Raw genomic sequence first — 15,869 nt, 5'->3', positions numbered from 1 at the left:
TGTCAAGTCATAAGCCAAGCGCGATATGGCGGCTTCTGTGCAGCTTAGGTACAGGTTTCGCCTGTACCCGAATGGGCCTCAATGTGGGTGTGTCCGGCCGCGACACCGCCTTCACCGTCACCGACTTCGCCACCGGCCGCACCCGCCTCGCCCACGACGGCGACGAGGCGGTCGAACTCCCCCTGCCCGGGGGGCCACGACCTTTCCGACCTCACCCTGCGCGACGGCCTGCTCGGCTGGACCGAGACCTGGCAGGACAGCGGACAGCAGGTGAGCGCGCCGACCGTCTACCTCTGATCTTGGCCAGTGCTCCGGCCTTCGGGGCGGGGGTGAAGGCCGTCCTTGGGCCGGAGGCGCGAAGCGCCAAAGGGCTCTGCGTCTTTTGTGGCGGCGGTCAGACGGGGCGCTGCTGGTTCTCGATGTCCCGCTTGACGACGGTCAGGGGTGCCCCGCGGCACGATCCGGCGAAGTAGGAACCGGACCAGATCCGCCCCACAGGTACCGGCGGACGTGGGCGTCGTACTCCCCCCAGGCGGAGCCCCGGGAGCTGACGCCCTTGAGGGAGTTGACCAGCTGGGAGAGCTGGACTTTGGGCGGGTAGTACACAAGCAGGTGTGCGTGGTCCTGTTTTCCAGTGAACGGCTTCAGCTCGGCCTCGAAGTCGGTGCGGACCTCCCGCGTGATCTCTTCGGTGCGGGTCGGCATGGCGCCGGTGAACGTCTTCCGCCTGTACGTGGTGACGAAAACCAAGTGAACGTGCAGGTTGTGGACGACATGGCGCCCGGTTCTGACATCGGGACCAGGGTTCCAGCGTGGTGACATAGACCAATGCCAGGCTCTCGACCGTGAGTCACGACGCACTGGTCAAGCGGCAGTTCGGGCATCGCGCTCGGCTCGCGCTGTCGCCTGCCGAGGTGTTGAAGACCGACGATCAGGCGCACGCGGCCCGCACCATGTGGAACCTGCTGCACGCCTGGTGGCAGATGATGCCCAGGCAGATGCGGACTCTCGCGAACGCGGACGCCGCGATCCGTCAGGCCCGCAAGGACATCGACTTCCTGGCCGCCCTGCCCGCGCAGGCCGCGCAAGCGGTGCTCAAGACGTACTTCCAGGCATGGAAGAACTGCTGGGACGGCCGCGCCGACGCCCCGAACTTCAAGAGCCGCCCCCGCACGGTGATGTCCGTGGACATCCCGCAGGGCCGGGACCTGAACATCACCCGCGTGCACCGACGCTGGGGCATGGTCAACATTCCCAAGGTAGGACGGGTCCGCTTCCGGTGGACCAAGGACCTGCCCGTGGACAAGCACGCACACGCGCAGAACCGGATCACCGGCGCCCGGCTGGTCAAGGACGCGCTCGGCTGGCACATCGCCTTCCGCATCCAGACCCTTCAGAACAAGCCCGAGCCCCACCAGGGGCCGGACATCGGCATCGACGTGGGCGTCACCGTGCCCATCGCCCTCTCCAACGGCGAAACGTACGAGCACGACGAATGGCTGACCGGCAAGGAGAAGACCAAGCTCCTCAACTTGGAGCAGCGCGCCGCGCAGCGCAAGCGCCACCGCAAGCCCGGCGAGCGCACCAGCCGCCGACTGCACCACACCTACGACCAGATCGCGGGACTGCGCGCGAAAGCCAAGCGCCGGGCCCTGGACTGGCAGCACCAGACGACCACCACCATCGCCCAGACGTACGGCGCCGTCGTGGTCGAAGCACTCACCATCACGAACATGGTCAAGTCCGCCAAGGGAACCACCGAGAAGCCGGGGAAGAACGTCACCCAAAAGTCCGCGCTGAACCGCTCCATCAGCCAGGAGGCATGGGGCCGCACGGTGACCATGCTAACGTACAAGACCGCCCAGCACGGCGGCACCCTGCACAAGGTCCCCGCCCCCGGCACCTCCCAACGCTGCTCCGCGTGCGGCTTCACCACGCCCGGCAGCCGGGAGTCCCAGACCGTGTTCGTGTGCAAGAACCCCGACTGCGGCTGGTCGGGCAACGCCGACCACAACGCGGCCCGCAACGTCTTGCACCTGTACCGGATGGGCCTCGCGCTCAACCCGGCTGCCGGAAGGGCAGTCGAAAGGCGCGCGAAACGCGTCAAGCCCGCTACCGCAAGGTAAGCAGGAATCTCCCGGCCTCAGCCGGGAGAGCACTTCAATCCATCGCCACAGGGAAGATCACCGCCCAGTACCCCGTCCGACGCCGTGCCCGGGGCCTCCTCCACCCTCCTGGCCGGCGGGCGCCTGCTGTGGGTCGAGCCCCCGGCCTCCCGCGACGGCCACAGCACCATCCGCTCCGGCGCCACGGACGGCTCCGGCGCCGTCGACCTGCTGCCCGCCAGCGCCCCCGACGCCCCGCGCTACACCCGGCTGACCGCCTCCGACCAGGCCGTCACCTTCACCAACGGCAGCGACCGCCCCACCGGCGGCTGGACCAACGCCGCCCTGCCCAAGCTGTGGCAGATCCCCCTGACCGGCGGCACCCCGCAGCGCGTCTCCTGCAACCGCGGCGGCCAGTACGACGCCACCGCCGACCGCGGCACCCGTGTCCTGTGGCTGGACTCCACCACCGGCCGCACGAACCTGGCCACCCGCGAACACCCCGCCGGCACCTGCTGACGACCCGCCACCCACCCCTGCCGCCGCCCGGCCCACCCGGGCGGCGGCGGCCTGTGGTCAGCCGATCGGGTTGCCGGGGTCGTCCAGCCACGGGTGGTGCTCACCGGCGGCGGTCACGGTCATGCCGAACCGGGTGAGGTCCGGCCTGCCGCTGCGCACCCACCAGGCGTGGGCCGCCGTCACCTCGTCCCACAGGTCGCGGGGCCCGGACTGGGAGACGGCGTGCCCGCCGTCCCAGTCGGCGAAGCGGCAGTGGGCGTAGGACACCCCGTCCCACACCTCGGCGCGTCCGGTGCCGAACCGGTCGTAGCCCGCCCACACGTTCTGGCGGAACAGGTCCGGCATCCGCAGGCCGATCGCGAACGCGGCGTGCGTGTGCTCGGCCACGGCGGCGGGGTCGAGACCGGACGCCCCGTACCGGATGTCCTCGACGTCGAACGCGCCGCTGTCGGGCCGCTGGCCGCGCACCCACATGAACGCCACGTCCTCGACGAACGGACCGCTCGCCGACCGGCCGTCCCCGGCGACGGTGAGCCGCAGCAGGCCCCCGTTGCACAACGGCGTGCCGTACGGGACCAGGATCACCCCGCCCGGCTCGCACTGCCCGATCAGCGTCCCGGGCAGCCGCCGAACGGCGGCCGTCAGGTGCACCCGCTGGAACGGCGCCCGCTCCGGGTGACCGAGCATGCCGTCACCGGACAGGACGGCGGGGCGCAGCCCGGCGGCGTGGAGCTTCTCCCGCGCCTGGTCGGCGAGTTCGGGGTCCAGCTCGATGCTGGTCACGTTCTCGGCGCCGAGCCGGTGCGACAGCAGGGCCGCCGTCCAGCCGGTCCCGGTGCCCACGTCGAGGACCCGCATGCCGTCGGTGGCGCCCAGGTGCCGGAGCATCCGGGCGACCACGGTGGGCATGGAGCTGGACGAGGACGGGGTCGCGCCGTCGCCGTAGAGCCGCGTCACCAGGGGCAGGTCGGCGGTGACCAGGGCGTCCCACCGCGCGGGCTCCTTCGCCCGGTCGATCCACTCACCGTCGTGGAAGACCCGCTCCGGGGTGAACAGGGCGCGCGGGACGGCGCGGAACGTCCGCTCCCAGTCGGCCGACAGCGCCCCGGATTCGCGAAGCGTGTCGGCGAGTTGGTTCCAGCCCATGGCATCTCCTACGGCTTCGAGGGCTTGGGCAGGTTGGTCGGCGGGGCGTCGCGCTGGCCATCGTGCGGGGCGGTGTCGGGCTTGCCCGAGTGGCCGCCGCCGCTGCCCCCGCCCGCCTTGCCGGGACCGTCGCTCCCCGGTCCTCCGCCATGCTTTCCCATCTCGTCTCCTTGGCGTTCCGTGCTGAAATGACAATCGTCAAATTGCCTGCCCCGTACCAGAGTTAGCTCAATCCGGCGTGCTCCAGGCCACCGGTTGACGTCCGAGCCGTGCGGTGCTGCGGAACCCGCCCCGGCCGTCCTTCCCCAGACGGCCGGGGCCCTACTTCGACGGGTCGGCGGGCGGGTTGGGGTTGCCACTCGATTCCTGCTGGGGCATCTCGTCCTCCTCGGTGGGGGTGAGCGCCGGAATCTCGCCCGGCGGCGGCATGGTGGGGTGCAAGGGCGCCCGGGTCGGCCCCCGGGATCCACGACCGCGTTGGCCGCGCCAACGGCCCTGCTCGCTGGGTTGGACCGTGCCGCTCATGACTGTCCTCTCGTGTGCTGTGGGCCAACCATCGTGGCGCGATCCTCGCGGGCGGCGCCGGAATTCGGCCGGGTTGCCGGCAGCCGATCAGCTACGGGGGCCGGCCTCGGCCGCCAGCCGGGTGGCGCGCAGCTGTTCGCGCCACCGCTGTTTCGCCGCCGCCTTCGCCCGCCGCTGGGCCTGTCCGGAGGCGGCGGCCGCCTGGAGGCGGGGCAGGTCGGCGGTGAGGAGGAGGGGGCGGTGGTCGGAAAGGTCCTCATATCCCCGGAGTACCTGGAAGTTGGCGATGGCCTCGGCGGTGGCGGGGTCGGCGTAGGCGCGGTCGATGCGCAGTTCACCGCCCTGGCCGGCAGCGCCGGGCGCGTAGCCGGCGGTCGGCGCAAGGGCCGTGGGGGTGCCGATCCGCTTGGCCAGGTCGACGTACCCGGCGGTGGTGAGGGCCTCGTCCGCGCGGTGGTCGGGGACGCGGCCGATGCCGTGGACGTAGTAGGTGCGGTCGTGGAAGTGCGCCCGGTCGCGGATGCCGGTGAGATCCGGTTCCTCGCCGACGGCGGGCTCGTTGAAGTCGCCGAACACCATCACGCGGCCGTGGGCCTGGATCACCCGGCTGAACCACTCGGCTTCGATCTGGCGCAGGGTCGGCCCGTAGAAGCAGGCGTGATGGCCGACGACGACGATGCTGCCCGGCGCATCCCGGATGCCGACCTCGACGTTGACCATCGGAATGCGCGGGGCACGGGTGTGCTCGCCCGTGTGCTCACGCAGGACGGTCAGGGGGCCGCCGGGCCGGACGAAGACCGCGTTGCAGTGCGGGGTGACCTCGGTGCCGGCGCCGACGTAGCCGTCCATGCCGAGCGCGTCCTCGACCAGTTCGACCTGACCGGGCTGGAGCTCCCCGAGCACCAGCAGGTGCAGGTCGAGATGGGTGAGGACGCGGCAGAGCTCCGGCAGATCGGCGCCGCGCTCGGTGGTCCAGAACAGGATGCGGGCCGTCACGAGACCCTCCCGGGGTTCGGCTGGTTGGGCGACGCGCAGTGCTCGACGACCGCCGTGTAGGGGGTGAGGTCCTCCAGGAACCGGCCCTCGGCGTAGCGCCCGCAGACGGGGCACACGCCCCACTCCGTGCGCGGTTCGGCCTCGGGGACGCTCACTCGGCGGCCCGCCGGGCCTCGGGACCGGCCTGGTAGGTGGCGAGCAGCACCTGGCCGCTGATCCACTCCCGGGCGGCCGACTCGGAGCCGAACCGGAGGGCTACGCCATCCTCGACGACCTCGGCGTCAGTCCAGCTGTCCAGGACCGCCCACCTCTCAGGCGCGCCACGCGACGCACGGTGCACCTGCTGGGGCGCGTACCGGGCTGCGACGCGCTGGCGGCAGGTCAGGCCGTCGCCGTACCGGACCCGCACGACAGCGTGGCCGCAGCCACCGTCCAGGGTGAGCGTAAAGTCCGTGGCCTCGTCCCCGTTCATGAGGCGCTCCAGGTCGGCCGTGGATCCGCTCCCCAACAGCCGCTCCATCGCGCCCAGCTGGTACTCGCCGATCGGCAACGCCCGCACCGCCTGCCAGAGCGCCTCCAGGGCCTCAAGAGCGCGCGCGGTCACCGGTTCAAGGTGCCCGTCGATCGACACGGTGAGGGGCTCGGTGATCATCTGGCTACTCTCCTTCGAGCATCCTGGGTGGGCTGCGACGGCCCAGCCGAGCGGGGCCTGACCAGGACTTGTCGGCGTGTAGACATGGCCGGCCGGGACGAGCGGCGACGACGGTGTACCGGCGCACCCGCAGGTGCAGCACCGGCGCCCGTGCAGCTGCTCGTCCGTGAGCCCAGCCGCCGACGGGTAAACCCGCCCGGCAGCAGAGCGACCAAGTGGTCTGCCATGGCGACGACCGTAGGGAGGCTGCGGCGTGGGCCTCAACGAGTGTGCGGAAACTTGCGGATGGTCACCCGATCGCGTCGATGGCAGACGTGATCAGCGACCGGGCCTGCGAGCCGTACACCGCGAGACCGGACAGCTCTGCGAACGCCTTGGCGTACTCGTGGATCTCGCCGGGCTGCGTGACAGTGAGGTGCGCGGAGACCAGCTCCACGTTCACCTGGGCCTCGTCGTAGATGGTGAAGGACTCCACCGGCCATCCCCCGCCGCGCACCCTCCCCAGCGGAATGATCCCCAAGCTGACAGAGGGCGTGGCCGCTACGGCGATCAGGTGGCCCAGCTGCGCGACGGTGATCTCAGGGCTGCCGATCACCGTCCGCAGAACCCACTCCTCGACCAGCACGGCGAACCGGTGCCGACCGGTGTGCAGCATCTTCTGCCGGTCCATCCGGACGACGACGGCCTCCGTCACGTCGTCCGGAACTTCCCTCAGGGCGACGATGGTCTCAAGGACGGCCCGGGTGTATGCGGGTGTCTGAAGCATCCCGGGAACCACCCAGGACTGGTACATGCGGAACCATCTGGTGCGCTCAAACAGCGGGAGGACGGCCTCCTGGGCCCGCTTGAGTCCTGGTCGTTCGAGGCGGCGCCACTCGACGTAGGCGCCCTCGATTCCCCGGGCGGCGGCGAGCAGGTCCTCCGTCTCGTGGGGGACGCCGCAGTGCGTAGTCCATGCCCTGATATCCGCTGGTGACGGGGTCATGTGACCGTTCTCGATGCGTGAGCACTTCGACTCGTGCCAGCCCGTGAGACGGGCCAGTGCGCGGGCGGTCAGGTTCGCTTCCTTCCTGATCTCACGCAAACGCAGGCCCAGCGCTTGCCGGGCCTGCTGCACACTTGAGACTGCGGAGTTTGACATGGGTGAGGGTCAGGCTGGCTCGTACGCCTCGTGCGGGGTCGCCCGCTCCCACACAGCTTCGAACGCGGCAGCGCACAGCCGCGCAACGACCGGGTCTTCTGTTACCTCATGGTCGACGAAGTCACCGTTGCCGGTGAAATGGTTGATGAGGACTGTCCGGTCGTCGAACAGCCAGAAGTCGTTCCCGGGCAGCGCCAGGTCCGTCGCGCGCCGGCGGGGCAACCATCGGACCTGTTCACCGACCGCGGTGCTGTGTACGTCGGTGATGTCGTACTCGAAGCGTACGTAGTCGCTCACCGGCTCCGAGACGATCCGGGCCCGCCTGACTCCGACGCCCCGCCCCGTGGTGCTTGCCATCAGTGCGAGCCACGGGCTCTCTGCGCGCCCGGATGTCTCGACGTCGCCAGCCTTCCAGGCGGTGTACATCGGGTCGTCCAGCATGTAGGCGTCGCGCATCTCCAGGTGGACGGCCGACCGCCGGCAGGCCGCGAAGAGCTGATCAAACGGCGCGAGGCTCAAGGCCGTTGACCTCCGGGAAAAACTGCATCATGCGCTGGGGGAACTCGACGACGTCCTCGTTGCTGGGCAGGTCCAGCTGCACCCGACGCTCCTCGTCCAGCACTTTCCAGCCCTGGATGAGGTAGTTCCCCGTCTCGTCGTCGTAGTAGAGCGTCGGAGACTTCCCCTCGGGGCTGTTCGGGTCCTGCCCCAGCTTGTGCAGTGCCATGGTGGCTCCCTATGACTGGTCGGTGATCCCGCTGGCACACCAGCTTGCAGGCCGTCGCACGTGGCGCACAGGAGTTTGCGGAAACTTGCGAGCACGATTTCGGCCGCAGCCGGTACCAGCCCGACCAGGACGGCGTGTGGCGGTGGACCGGCGGCACTTCCTGAACAGCACGAAGCGCCCCCGCCCGGCCCTCCCGAAGGAGAGCTGAGCGGGGGCGTGCGTACCGACAGGAACGCACCCGCAGGCAGGGCGTGCACGGGGTGTGCGGGGCCCGCACACGGCGTGCGGAAGCCCCCTCCGTGCCTCCCCGGGCGGCCACCGGTCGGGTTGTCTGGAGAGTGCCCCGGCCGGGCGCATCCCCATCCCGATCCTCACCCGGAGGAGAGTGCGTCATGAGTGCAGCCCTGCTCGACCGTCCCGAGACCCCGAACGTGGCCCACGACATCCCTCAGCCCGGTAACGTGCCGGACAACGACCGGACCGCGTCCGCCGTGTCGCGCCCGGTCTGCGGGTCGGGCTCCACCTACCAGACCATGGACGGCCGTTGGGGCTGCACGGTGTGCGGTTCCAGCTGGGGCTGAAACAGCCAGGAGGGCAGCCGGCATGTCGATCTGCGCACGGTGTCGCACCGCTGAGGCGGCAATTGAGGATCTCGACGTGCAGCCGCCGCAGCCCTGGTGCCTCGGATGCGCCATAGCTCTCGTGCGAGCCGGTGACCCAGTGATCAACTACCGCCCGCTCGGCGGCCCCGACGAGTACGGGCGCGTGCTCGCCGGCGGCAGCACTCAGGTGCTTCCATTCCGCCGGCAGACATGACGAACGCCCCCGCTCAGCCCTCCCGAAGGAGAGCTGAGCGGGGGCGTGGCGGTTCGGCGGGAGGCGAGCGCAATGACCGCGGCCACGGTAGCGACAACCGTTGTTCGTCACCACATTCCGCCGTGACCGGGCGTGGTACGGAGCATGCCTGGCACTGGGGAGAACTTCACACCGTCGCTGGGCTGCCGTTGAGGCGCGACGCCCCCCACCGGCGGCTCCTGGTGGACGCCCCGGCCGCACTGGACTGACGGCGGCACCGGTCGCGCCGAGGTCTACCGTGACACCTACTACGACGCGCCCGACGGCAGCCTGCTGCACAACGACCGTGAACTGCGGATCGCCTGCTCGCCACGCTCGTCCGCGTCCCCGAACTGGGCGCAGCGTTCATCGAGGTCGAGACCACCGCCGACGACCGGGACGGACTCGGCCCGGCACTGACCACGGTTCGGGCCGTGCTGGCCGAACTCGGGATCGGTGACGACGACTTGACGGCCGAGCTGTACACGGACGCGGTGGCGGCGGCACGCTCCTGACCCGCATGTACCTCCCAGGCGTTCAGGCGAGCACTCTCCTGCGCATGAGGAGGAGCCATCCGGTGGCCAGGGCCGCGACGGCTTCGGCGACGGCGGCCACCTGCTTGCTGGTGAACCAGACCGGTTCGTACATGTTGGGCAGCGGTCCGAGCGGCCCGACGTCGACGTAGCGGTACAGCAGCAGCGCGGCGAGGCCGCCGGCGGCCACGAGGAAGGCGAACGCGATGGTGGACCTGCGGGGCCACACCACCAGCAGCAGCGCCGCGAGCGCCGCCAGAGCGGCTTCGATCCTGAACAGGTCCCCCTGGCTCACGGAGTTCACCACCGCGTCATACCCCTCGGCGAGGTCGGCGTGGACGTAGGCGTCGACGGCCAGCCCTGCGGCCGCCAGCCATCTGAGCAGGGTGCGGCCGGGTGATCCGGCGATATCCGACCGACGGAACGGCATCATCTCCACCTCGCAGCAGCCAAAACGCAGGCCCCACGTCACCTACCAGTGTGCGCCTGTCCGTGCGGATGGGAACGCCGAGATGCCCGCCCCGCAGCGCGGGGGCTACGTTGGAGGAAAGGCCCTGCGTAAGCCGACACACGTTGGGTGGGCATCATGACTGAGAGATCACGCAGGCAGACCAAGAGCAACGACCACGCGCGCCGTCGGATCGCGAGACCCCTGGTGGCCGCCGCCGTCGCCGCGGGGCTCGGCGCGCTCGGCGCCTGGAGCCCGGCCGCCGCGCCGTCGCAGGGGGTGGCCGCGACCGCGGTGTCGCAGACGGTCCTGACGTCCGCGCCCAGAGCCCTGGCGGCCGCGACACAGTCCGTCACCATCGCGAACTTCGCGTTCTCGCCCGGCACGCTCACCGTCAGCAAGGGCACCACCGTCACCTGGACCAACAACGACACCGACACGCACACGGTGACCAGCAGCGGCGGCGGCCCGCTCAACTCCTCGCCGCTGGCCAAGGGCGCCTCGTACAGCTACACCTTCACCACGGCCGGGACGTTCGCGTACATCTGCTCGATCCACCCCTTCATGCACGGCACGGTCGTCGTGCAGTGAGCAGTAGACCGCCAGTAGACCGCCGCGAAGGAGACCGCATGGGCCACCTGACGCATCGTCAACTCCGCTGACGCCACTCGGCCTTGCCGGGGCGGCGGTGTGCCGTGCCGTCCAGGAGCGCGAGCACCTCGCGCACCGCCGCGTGTCCGGCCCTGCGGTAGGAGCGCTCGCCGGTGTCCACGGCGTGCACCGTGGTGCGGTGCACCACCAGCGCCAACGCGACCACCGCGCCCGGCAGTCGCTCGGCCAGCTCCTCGCGCACGCCCTGCGCCAGTGCCGCATGGTAGTGGGCGAGTTCCTCGGGCGAGGCCGGGTCGCCGTGCACGGTGGCGCCGGGGGCGGCCTCGACGCACACCCCCTCCTCCCAGGGCTCGAAGTCCACGACGGCGTCCGCGACGTCGCTCGGGCAGCCGGCCTGGAACACGTAGCGGGCCCGCACGCCGCGCACGGGGCGCGGCGGGAAGAGCGCCGGCCCCGGGGCGGCGGGCGTCACGCGTGCTCGATCTCCACCGAGGTGAGCGTCACGGGCTCCACCGGGCGCTCGCCCTCGGTGGGGGCGGAGGCGATCGCGTCCACCACGGCCTTGGAGGCGGCGTCGGCGACCTGGCCGAAGATGGTGTGGCGGCGGTTGAGGTGGGCGGGGGTGCCGACCGTGATGAAGAACTGCGAACCGTTGCTGTTCGGGCCGGAGTTGGCCATGGCCAGCAGGTAGGGCCGGGTGAAGAACAGCTCCGGGTGGAACTCGTCCGCGAAGGCGTAGCCCGGGCCGCCGGTGCCGGTGCCGGTGGGGTCGCCGCCCTGGATCATGAAGCCGGCCACCACCCGGTGGAAGACGGTGCCGTCGTAGTACGGGCCGCTGCCCGCCTCGCCGGTGCGCGGGTCGGTGTACTCCCGGGTGCCCTCGGCGAGTTCGGCGAAGTTGCGGACCGTCTTCGGCGTGTGGAACGGGAACAGTTCCAGCCGGATCGGGCCCGCCGTGGTGTGCAGGGTGGCGAACCGGGCGTTGGCCACGGGTGACTCCTCGGGGTGGTTCGGTGGTCGGTGCTCGGGTGGGCATCCTGGCACAGCCCGGGGCACGCGGCCGAACCGGCGCCCGGCCGGCCACCGCCCGCCCGGGTGACGGGTGGACGGCGGCCGGCCGGGCGCGAGGTGTCAGCTCTCGGCGGAGCGGCGGCGGGAGACCACGACCGCGGCGGCACCGGCGACGAGCGCCGCGGCGGCGCCGCCGGCCTCCCAGCCGAGCCCGTCGGTGCCGGTGGCGGCGAGCGCGCCGGAGCGGGGGGCGGTGACCCCGGCGCCCGCACCCGTGCCCGTGCCGGTGCCGGTGGTCTCGGTGAGGCCGGCGGGCTGGACGCTCTGCTGCTGCCCGCCCTGGTCACCCGAGTTACCGGAGTTACCCGAGTTACCGGAGTTGCCCTGGCCGCCCTGGTCGCCCGGCTTGGCGGCGGCGGACTCGTCCTCGGCGCGAGCCTTGGCCCAGCCCTCCTGGAGGAAGGCCGTGATGGCAGCGTCGTCGCCCTCCAGCGCGGCCAGGGCGGCCTTGCGCACGGCCGCCCCGCCGGTCTCGGCGATCTGGGAGACCTTCACCCGGTTGTCGCTGGCGCGCAGCTTGGGCAGCTCGACCTCCAGGAAGCGGGCCACGTCCTCCGCGGTGCCGTCGAGCGCCTTCTGGGCGGCCTCGGTCACGTGCGGGCCGGTGTCCTTGTTGGCCAGGATGACCAGGACCGCGACGCGGTTGTCCTCGGCCTGGGCGCGGGGCCATTCTTCCTTGAGGAACTTGAGGATCGCCGCGTCGTCGCCGTCCATCGCCCGGCCGGCCGCCTCGCGCACGGCCCGGCCGCCGGAGGACAGGAGCTGGGCGACCTTCACCCGGTTGTCGTCGGCGCGCTGCCTGGGCAGTTCGACCTCCAGGAAGTGCCGCAGGTCGGCAGCGGTGCCCTGGAGCGCCTTCTGACCCGCCTCGCGCACGCCGCGCCCGGTCTCCTTGTCGGCCAGGATCCGCTCGATCTCGGCGCGGTCCTCGTCCTCGGCGCGGGCGGTGTACTGGCCGGTCTTCAGGAACTCGGTGATCGCGGCGTCGCCGGCCAGCAGGGCGGCCTTGGCGGCCTTCTGCACGGCCGGGCCGCCCGTGCTGAGGATCTGGAAGACCTTCACCCGGTTGTCGACGGCGCGCTGCTCGGGCAGTTCGACGTCCAGGAAGTGCCGCAGGTCGGCGGCGCTGCCCTGGAGCGCCTTCTCGCCCGCCTCGCGCACCCCGGGTCCGGTCTCCTTGTCGGCCAGGATCCGCTGGATCTCGGCGCGGTCGCGCTGCTCCTGGCTGCCGGTGCCCTCGGTGGCGCCCGAGCCGCTGCCCTCGGTGGTGCCCGCCCCGGCGTCCGGTGCGGCGTCCGGCGCCGAGCCCGAGCCGGTGTCAGGCCCGGAGACCCCGGCCGGCTGGGGGGCGTCGGCGGCCGAGGCCACCGAGGGGAAGAGGACGGCGGGGGCCAGGACGGCGGCCGCGACGACGGCGGACACCCGGGGCAGCTTCATGCGGCAGGACCTTCTTGGTGCGAAGAGATCTTGAATGCCCCACAGCATAGATCTTCTTTTACACTTTCCATACCAAATATTTGCACACGGTCAACAGCGCCCGCCCGGCGGCGTGTTGTGCCTCCGCACCACTGCGTGGCAGAGGGATCGTGCCTGTTGTCAGTGGGGTGTGGCATGTTGATCGCGACAGGTCGGGGAGGGGGTGTTCGTCGTGCAGTTGCGGTACTCGTTCCGGCTGTATCCGAATGGGCCTCAGCGTTCCGCTTTGGCCCGCGCGTTCGGGTGCTCCCGTGTGGTGTACAACGACGCGCTGCGTGTGCGTGAGGAAGCCCGTTCGGAGGGTCTTCCCTTCGTCACCTCCGCCGAGCTGTCGAAGCGGCTCACGGCGTCGAAGCTAACGCCCGAGCGGGCGTGGCTCGCCGACGTTTCGTCGGTGGTCCTGCAGCAGTCGCTGCGGGACTTGGAGGCCGCCTACCGGAACTTCTTCGACGGCTTGAAGGGCAAGCGCCCGCGTACGGGAGCGCCCCGGTTCAAGTCCCGCAAGGACAGCCGTCAGGCCATCCGCTTCACCGCGAACGCCCGCTGGTCGATCACCCCCGGCGGTGACCTCGCGTTGCCGAAGATCGGCGACGTGCGCGTGACGTGGTCCCGTCGGCTGCCGTTGGCTCCGTCCACGGTGACCGTGGTCAAGGACGCCGCCGGAAGGTACTTCGCGAGCTTCGTCGTGGAGACCGACCCGACCGCCGACCTGGCCCGGATGCCCGACACGGACGACGTCATCGGCATCGACCTCGGACTGACCCACTTCGCCGTCCTCTCCGACGGCCGGAAGATCGACAGCCCCCGCTTCCTGCGCCGCGCCGAGAAACGACTGAAGAAGGCGCAGAAGGCCCTCAGCCGCAAAGCGAAAGGGTCGAAGAACTGCGACAAGGCCCGTGTCAAGGTTGCCCGTGCTCACGGCCGGGTAGCCGATGCGCGGCGCGAGTTCCACCACCAGCTGTCCACCAGGCTGATCCGTGAGAGCCAAGCGGTCGCCGTGGAAGACCTGGCGGTCAAGGCACTCGCCCGCACGCGCCTGGCCAAGTCCGTGCACGACGCCGGATGGTCGGCGTTCGTCACCATGCTGGAATACAAGGCCGCCCGGTACGGGCGCACGTTCCACCGCATCGGCCGCTTCGAACCGGCCTCTCAGGTCTGCTCGAACTGCGGCGTCAAGGACGGCCCCAAGCCCCTCCATGTCCGCGAATGGACATGCGGGGCGTGCGGAACCGCCCTCGACCGGGACATCAACGCGGCGCTCAACGTCGCCAAGGCCGCCGGACTGGCGGTGCCAGCCTGTGGAGCGCAGGTAAGACCGGAACGGGTTCCGGCACAGCGCGGCGAAGCAGGAACCCACCGAGACGGTCAGCCGACCGTGGCAGGAATCCCTGGCCCTTGAGGGCGGGGAGCGGAAGTCAACAGTTCGACCGGCCCTTCGTCGTGGACTCCTCCGCGTACGAGACGGCGTTCACCGTCCGGGCCACCCCGCTGGAGGAGCAGCTCGCGGCGACCGTCGCCTGGTGGCGCGAGCGGCTGAGGGGGCCCGCGGGGCGGTAGACCTCCAGCAGCTGGGGCAGGTCAGGGTGCTGGTGCTCCGGCCAGGACTTCCACCTCGCCCGTGTCGAGCGAGTAGTAGGCGCCGACCACGGCGAGGGCGCCCTTTTCCACGAGCGGGGCCAGGTCCTGGTTGGAGCGCAGATCGGTCGCGGTCAGGGTGACCTGGGCGCGGGCCATGGTCTCGACCGGGTCGGCGCCGCCCTCGCGGAGTGCTTGTTCGTAGGCCGGGCGCAGGGCGTCGGCGATCGCCTGGAGGTTGCCGGGCAGCGTCTTGCCGTCACGAAGGGACTCGTAAGCGGCCTTGACGGCGCCGCAGCGCTGGTGCCCGAGGACCACGATGAGGGGGGTGCCGCTGGTCATGGGCCCGTACTCGACGGAACCGGTGACCACCGGGCCGAGCGCCTGCCCGCCCGTGCGCATCACGTAGAGGTCGCCCAGGCCGGTGTCGAAGAGGAGTTCGGGCGGCACCCGCGAGTCGATGCAGGAGAGGATGGACCCGAAGGGCTCCTGTTCCTGGGCCACGAGCTGGCGCCGGTTCGGGTCCCGGTCGGGGTGGTGGAGGTCTCCGCTGACCCAGCGCCTGTTGCCTTCCATCAGCCTCGTGAAGGCCGCGGCGGGCGTGGTGGGCTGTGCCGGCGGCGACGTGCCGGTCGTCGCCGGGTCCGCCCTCGTCGACGCGCACCCCGCGAGTGCGGCCGCGGCGCCGGCGAGTCCGCCGACGAACAGTGCCCTACGACTCGGGTGTTCGGCCCTGTCCATCGGATGTTCCCCTCGACGCCGCTCGGACCCGTCCCGGTGTCACGTCCCGGTGGTCTTGACCAGGCCGATTGTTCAGCGCGGTACGGGTGCCCCGGCGGCAGGCGCAAGCGGGCGCGGGCCGCATTGCCGCGAACGGCCCACGCGGCCCACGCGGCCCACGCGGCCCGCTCGGGCGGCGGTACGGGCCCCTGGTGCCGGGGCCCGTACGGCCTCACTCCTCGCCGGCCCGCGCCTTCGCGCCTTCCGCGGCCCGGTATCCGGCCGGCACGCCCTCGACGACGATCCCGTCGGCGACCATGTTGCGGGTGCGCAGCGGCAGGATCTCCTGGTAGGCGGGCGAGTCGTACCAGGCGCGGGCCCGTTCGTAGTCGGGGAACTCGATGAGGACGGAGCCGACCTCGCCCCAACTTCCTTCCAGGGTCTCGAACTTGCCGCAGTGGATGAGGAAGCGCCCGTCGAAGGGGTCGAGGGTGGCGTCGATGCGTTCCAGGTACTCGGCGAGGTCGGGGCCGAACTCGGCGGAGTGGATCTGGGCCATCACGTAGGCGGTCATCGCTGCTCCCGGAGTGGGTCGCGGGGTGGTCGGTGCGCCCGATGGTAGGGGTGGCGGATGCGGCCCGTGGTGTTCGAGTAACATCCACGCAACTCGGACACATGAACGACACAGACGGAGTGGGACGTATGCCGATCGACAGCGGGGACGCGCCACGGGAGGGCGATGTGACGCGGCGCCGGCGACGGGCCCTGGCCCTCGCGGCGGGGGCGTGC

The 15,869-nt window shown here is 71.2% G+C and carries 18 protein-coding genes and 2 pseudogenes; 6 read left to right on the top strand and 14 right to left on the bottom strand.

The window, feature by feature from the left end; translation table 11 throughout:
• Positions 1–394: 394 nt before the first annotated feature.
• A pseudogene (gene tnpA, locus J0670_RS10805) lies at positions 395–822 on the bottom strand (IS200/IS605 family transposase).
• A gap of 23 nt (positions 823–845) precedes the next feature.
• Between tnpA and J0670_RS10800 the strand changes: the two are divergent.
• The gene (locus J0670_RS10800; RefSeq protein ID WP_207811263.1) at positions 846–2,126 is read left to right on the top strand and encodes an RNA-guided endonuclease TnpB family protein; all 1,281 of its coding nucleotides are present in this window, start codon (positions 846–848) and stop codon (positions 2,124–2,126) included.
• An 84-nt stretch (positions 2,127–2,210) separates the two neighbouring features.
• Entirely contained in the window at positions 2,211–2,624 is a 414-nt protein-coding gene (locus J0670_RS10795; protein WP_207811262.1) for a hypothetical protein, read from the top strand.
• Between the two features lie 57 nt (positions 2,625–2,681).
• Here the strand turns inward: J0670_RS10795 and J0670_RS10790 are convergent, their stop codons facing one another.
• The 7 genes from J0670_RS10790 to J0670_RS10760 form a co-directional block, all read right to left on the bottom strand.
• Positions 2,682–3,770, bottom strand: a complete 1,089-nt coding sequence (locus tag J0670_RS10790; RefSeq protein ID WP_207811261.1) for a methyltransferase domain-containing protein — start codon at positions 3,768–3,770, stop codon at positions 2,682–2,684.
• A gap of 8 nt (positions 3,771–3,778) precedes the next feature.
• Positions 3,779–3,931, bottom strand: a complete 153-nt coding sequence (locus tag J0670_RS10785; RefSeq protein ID WP_207811260.1) for a hypothetical protein — start codon at positions 3,929–3,931, stop codon at positions 3,779–3,781.
• A 451-nt stretch (positions 3,932–4,382) separates the two neighbouring features.
• On the bottom strand, positions 4,383–5,291 hold the full coding sequence (locus J0670_RS10780; RefSeq protein WP_207811259.1) for an endonuclease/exonuclease/phosphatase family protein: 909 nt from the start codon (positions 5,289–5,291) through the stop codon (positions 4,383–4,385).
• 151 nt (positions 5,292–5,442) lie between these two features.
• Entirely contained in the window at positions 5,443–5,943 is a 501-nt protein-coding gene (locus tag J0670_RS10775; protein ID WP_207811258.1) for a hypothetical protein, read from the bottom strand.
• Positions 5,944–6,232: 289 nt separating this feature from the next.
• Positions 6,233–7,084: a helix-turn-helix transcriptional regulator gene (locus J0670_RS10770; protein WP_207811257.1), complete on the bottom strand. Its 852-nt coding sequence runs from the start codon at positions 7,082–7,084 to the stop codon at positions 6,233–6,235.
• Between the two features lie 9 nt (positions 7,085–7,093).
• The gene (locus tag J0670_RS10765) at positions 7,094–7,603 is read right to left on the bottom strand and encodes a DUF6879 family protein (protein ID WP_207811256.1); all 510 of its coding nucleotides are present in this window, start codon (positions 7,601–7,603) and stop codon (positions 7,094–7,096) included.
• Positions 7,584–7,811 (bottom strand): hypothetical protein, encoded by a 228-nt coding sequence (locus tag J0670_RS10760; RefSeq protein WP_207811255.1) that lies wholly within the window; start codon positions 7,809–7,811, stop codon positions 7,584–7,586. Before J0670_RS10760 ends, J0670_RS10765 begins: the two co-directional genes overlap by 20 nt.
• A 392-nt stretch (positions 7,812–8,203) precedes the next feature.
• Here J0670_RS10760 and J0670_RS10755 point away from each other — a divergent pair, with 392 nt between their 5' ends.
• Positions 8,204–8,392: a hypothetical protein gene (locus J0670_RS10755; protein WP_207811254.1), complete on the top strand. Its 189-nt coding sequence runs from the start codon at positions 8,204–8,206 to the stop codon at positions 8,390–8,392.
• 790 nt (positions 8,393–9,182) lie between these two features.
• Here J0670_RS10755 and J0670_RS10750 read toward each other — a convergent pair.
• Positions 9,183–9,611, bottom strand: coding sequence for a hypothetical protein (locus J0670_RS10750; protein WP_207811253.1), 429 nt, complete (start codon positions 9,609–9,611; stop codon positions 9,183–9,185).
• A gap of 153 nt (positions 9,612–9,764) precedes the next feature.
• On the opposite strand from J0670_RS10750, the gene J0670_RS10745 reads away from it, so the two are divergent.
• A complete protein-coding gene (locus J0670_RS10745) occupies positions 9,765–10,217 on the top strand; it encodes a cupredoxin family copper-binding protein (RefSeq protein WP_207811252.1) in 453 nt (150 codons plus the stop codon).
• 58 nt (positions 10,218–10,275) lie between these two features.
• On the opposite strand, the gene J0670_RS10740 is transcribed toward J0670_RS10745, so the two are convergent.
• The 3 genes from J0670_RS10740 to J0670_RS10730 form a co-directional block, all read right to left on the bottom strand.
• Positions 10,276–10,710 carry a hypothetical protein gene (locus J0670_RS10740; RefSeq protein WP_207811251.1) on the bottom strand — a complete coding sequence of 145 codons (435 nt, stop codon included), beginning with the start codon at positions 10,708–10,710 and terminating at the stop codon, positions 10,276–10,278.
• Entirely contained in the window at positions 10,707–11,228 is a 522-nt protein-coding gene (locus J0670_RS10735) for a peptidylprolyl isomerase (RefSeq protein ID WP_207811250.1), read from the bottom strand. Before J0670_RS10735 ends, J0670_RS10740 begins: the two co-directional genes overlap by 4 nt.
• A 141-nt stretch (positions 11,229–11,369) precedes the next feature.
• Positions 11,370–12,746, bottom strand: coding sequence for an ALF repeat-containing protein (locus J0670_RS10730; protein WP_207811249.1), 1,377 nt, complete (start codon positions 12,744–12,746; stop codon positions 11,370–11,372).
• Positions 12,747–12,957: 211 nt separating this feature from the next.
• On the opposite strand from J0670_RS10730, the gene J0670_RS10725 reads away from it, so the two are divergent.
• Both J0670_RS10725 and J0670_RS10720 read left to right on the top strand, forming a co-directional pair.
• Positions 12,958–14,184, top strand: a complete 1,227-nt coding sequence (locus J0670_RS10725) for an RNA-guided endonuclease TnpB family protein (RefSeq protein ID WP_207811264.1) — start codon at positions 12,958–12,960, stop codon at positions 14,182–14,184.
• A gap of 20 nt (positions 14,185–14,204) precedes the next feature.
• Positions 14,205–14,342, top strand: a pseudogene (locus J0670_RS10720) (NAD-dependent epimerase); the annotation flags it as partial.
• Positions 14,343–14,363: 21 nt separating this feature from the next.
• Here J0670_RS10720 and J0670_RS10715 read toward each other — a convergent pair.
• Both J0670_RS10715 and J0670_RS10710 read right to left on the bottom strand, forming a co-directional pair.
• Positions 14,364–14,936, bottom strand: coding sequence for a carbonic anhydrase (locus tag J0670_RS10715; RefSeq protein ID WP_243436841.1), 573 nt, complete (start codon positions 14,934–14,936; stop codon positions 14,364–14,366).
• A 376-nt stretch (positions 14,937–15,312) separates the two neighbouring features.
• Entirely contained in the window at positions 15,313–15,654 is a 342-nt protein-coding gene (locus J0670_RS10710; RefSeq protein WP_207811247.1) for a DUF1330 domain-containing protein, read from the bottom strand.
• Positions 15,655–15,869 lie beyond the last annotated feature (215 nt).

The organism is Streptomyces sp. FH025 (genome assembly GCF_017427025.1).
GTDB lineage: Bacteria > Actinomycetota > Actinomycetes > Streptomycetales > Streptomycetaceae > Kitasatospora.
This window is presented reverse-complemented; position numbering and strand designations above follow the sequence as displayed.

Coding starts and splice junctions, on each gene's coding strand:
- J0670_RS10785 (WP_207811260.1), bottom strand. CDS start 3,931: ATGGGAAAGCATGGCGGAGGACCGGGGAGCGACGGTCCCGGCAAGGCG.
- J0670_RS10710 (WP_207811247.1), bottom strand. CDS start 15,654: ATGACCGCCTACGTGATGGCCCAGATCCACTCCGCCGAGTTCGGCCCC.
- J0670_RS10715 (WP_243436841.1), bottom strand. CDS start 14,936: ATGGAAGGCAACAGGCGCTGGGTCAGCGGAGACCTCCACCACCCCGAC.
- J0670_RS10770 (WP_207811257.1), bottom strand. CDS start 7,084: ATGTCAAACTCCGCAGTCTCAAGTGTGCAGCAGGCCCGGCAAGCGCTG.
- J0670_RS10755 (WP_207811254.1), top strand. CDS start 8,204: ATGAGTGCAGCCCTGCTCGACCGTCCCGAGACCCCGAACGTGGCCCAC.
- J0670_RS10730 (WP_207811249.1), bottom strand. CDS start 12,746: ATGAAGCTGCCCCGGGTGTCCGCCGTCGTCGCGGCCGCCGTCCTGGCC.
- J0670_RS10750 (WP_207811253.1), bottom strand. CDS start 9,611: ATGATGCCGTTCCGTCGGTCGGATATCGCCGGATCACCCGGCCGCACC.
- J0670_RS10760 (WP_207811255.1), bottom strand. CDS start 7,811: ATGGCACTGCACAAGCTGGGGCAGGACCCGAACAGCCCCGAGGGGAAG.
- J0670_RS10745 (WP_207811252.1), top strand. CDS start 9,765: ATGACTGAGAGATCACGCAGGCAGACCAAGAGCAACGACCACGCGCGC.
- J0670_RS10775 (WP_207811258.1), bottom strand. CDS start 5,943: ATGATCACCGAGCCCCTCACCGTGTCGATCGACGGGCACCTTGAACCG.
- J0670_RS10790 (WP_207811261.1), bottom strand. CDS start 3,770: ATGGGCTGGAACCAACTCGCCGACACGCTTCGCGAATCCGGGGCGCTG.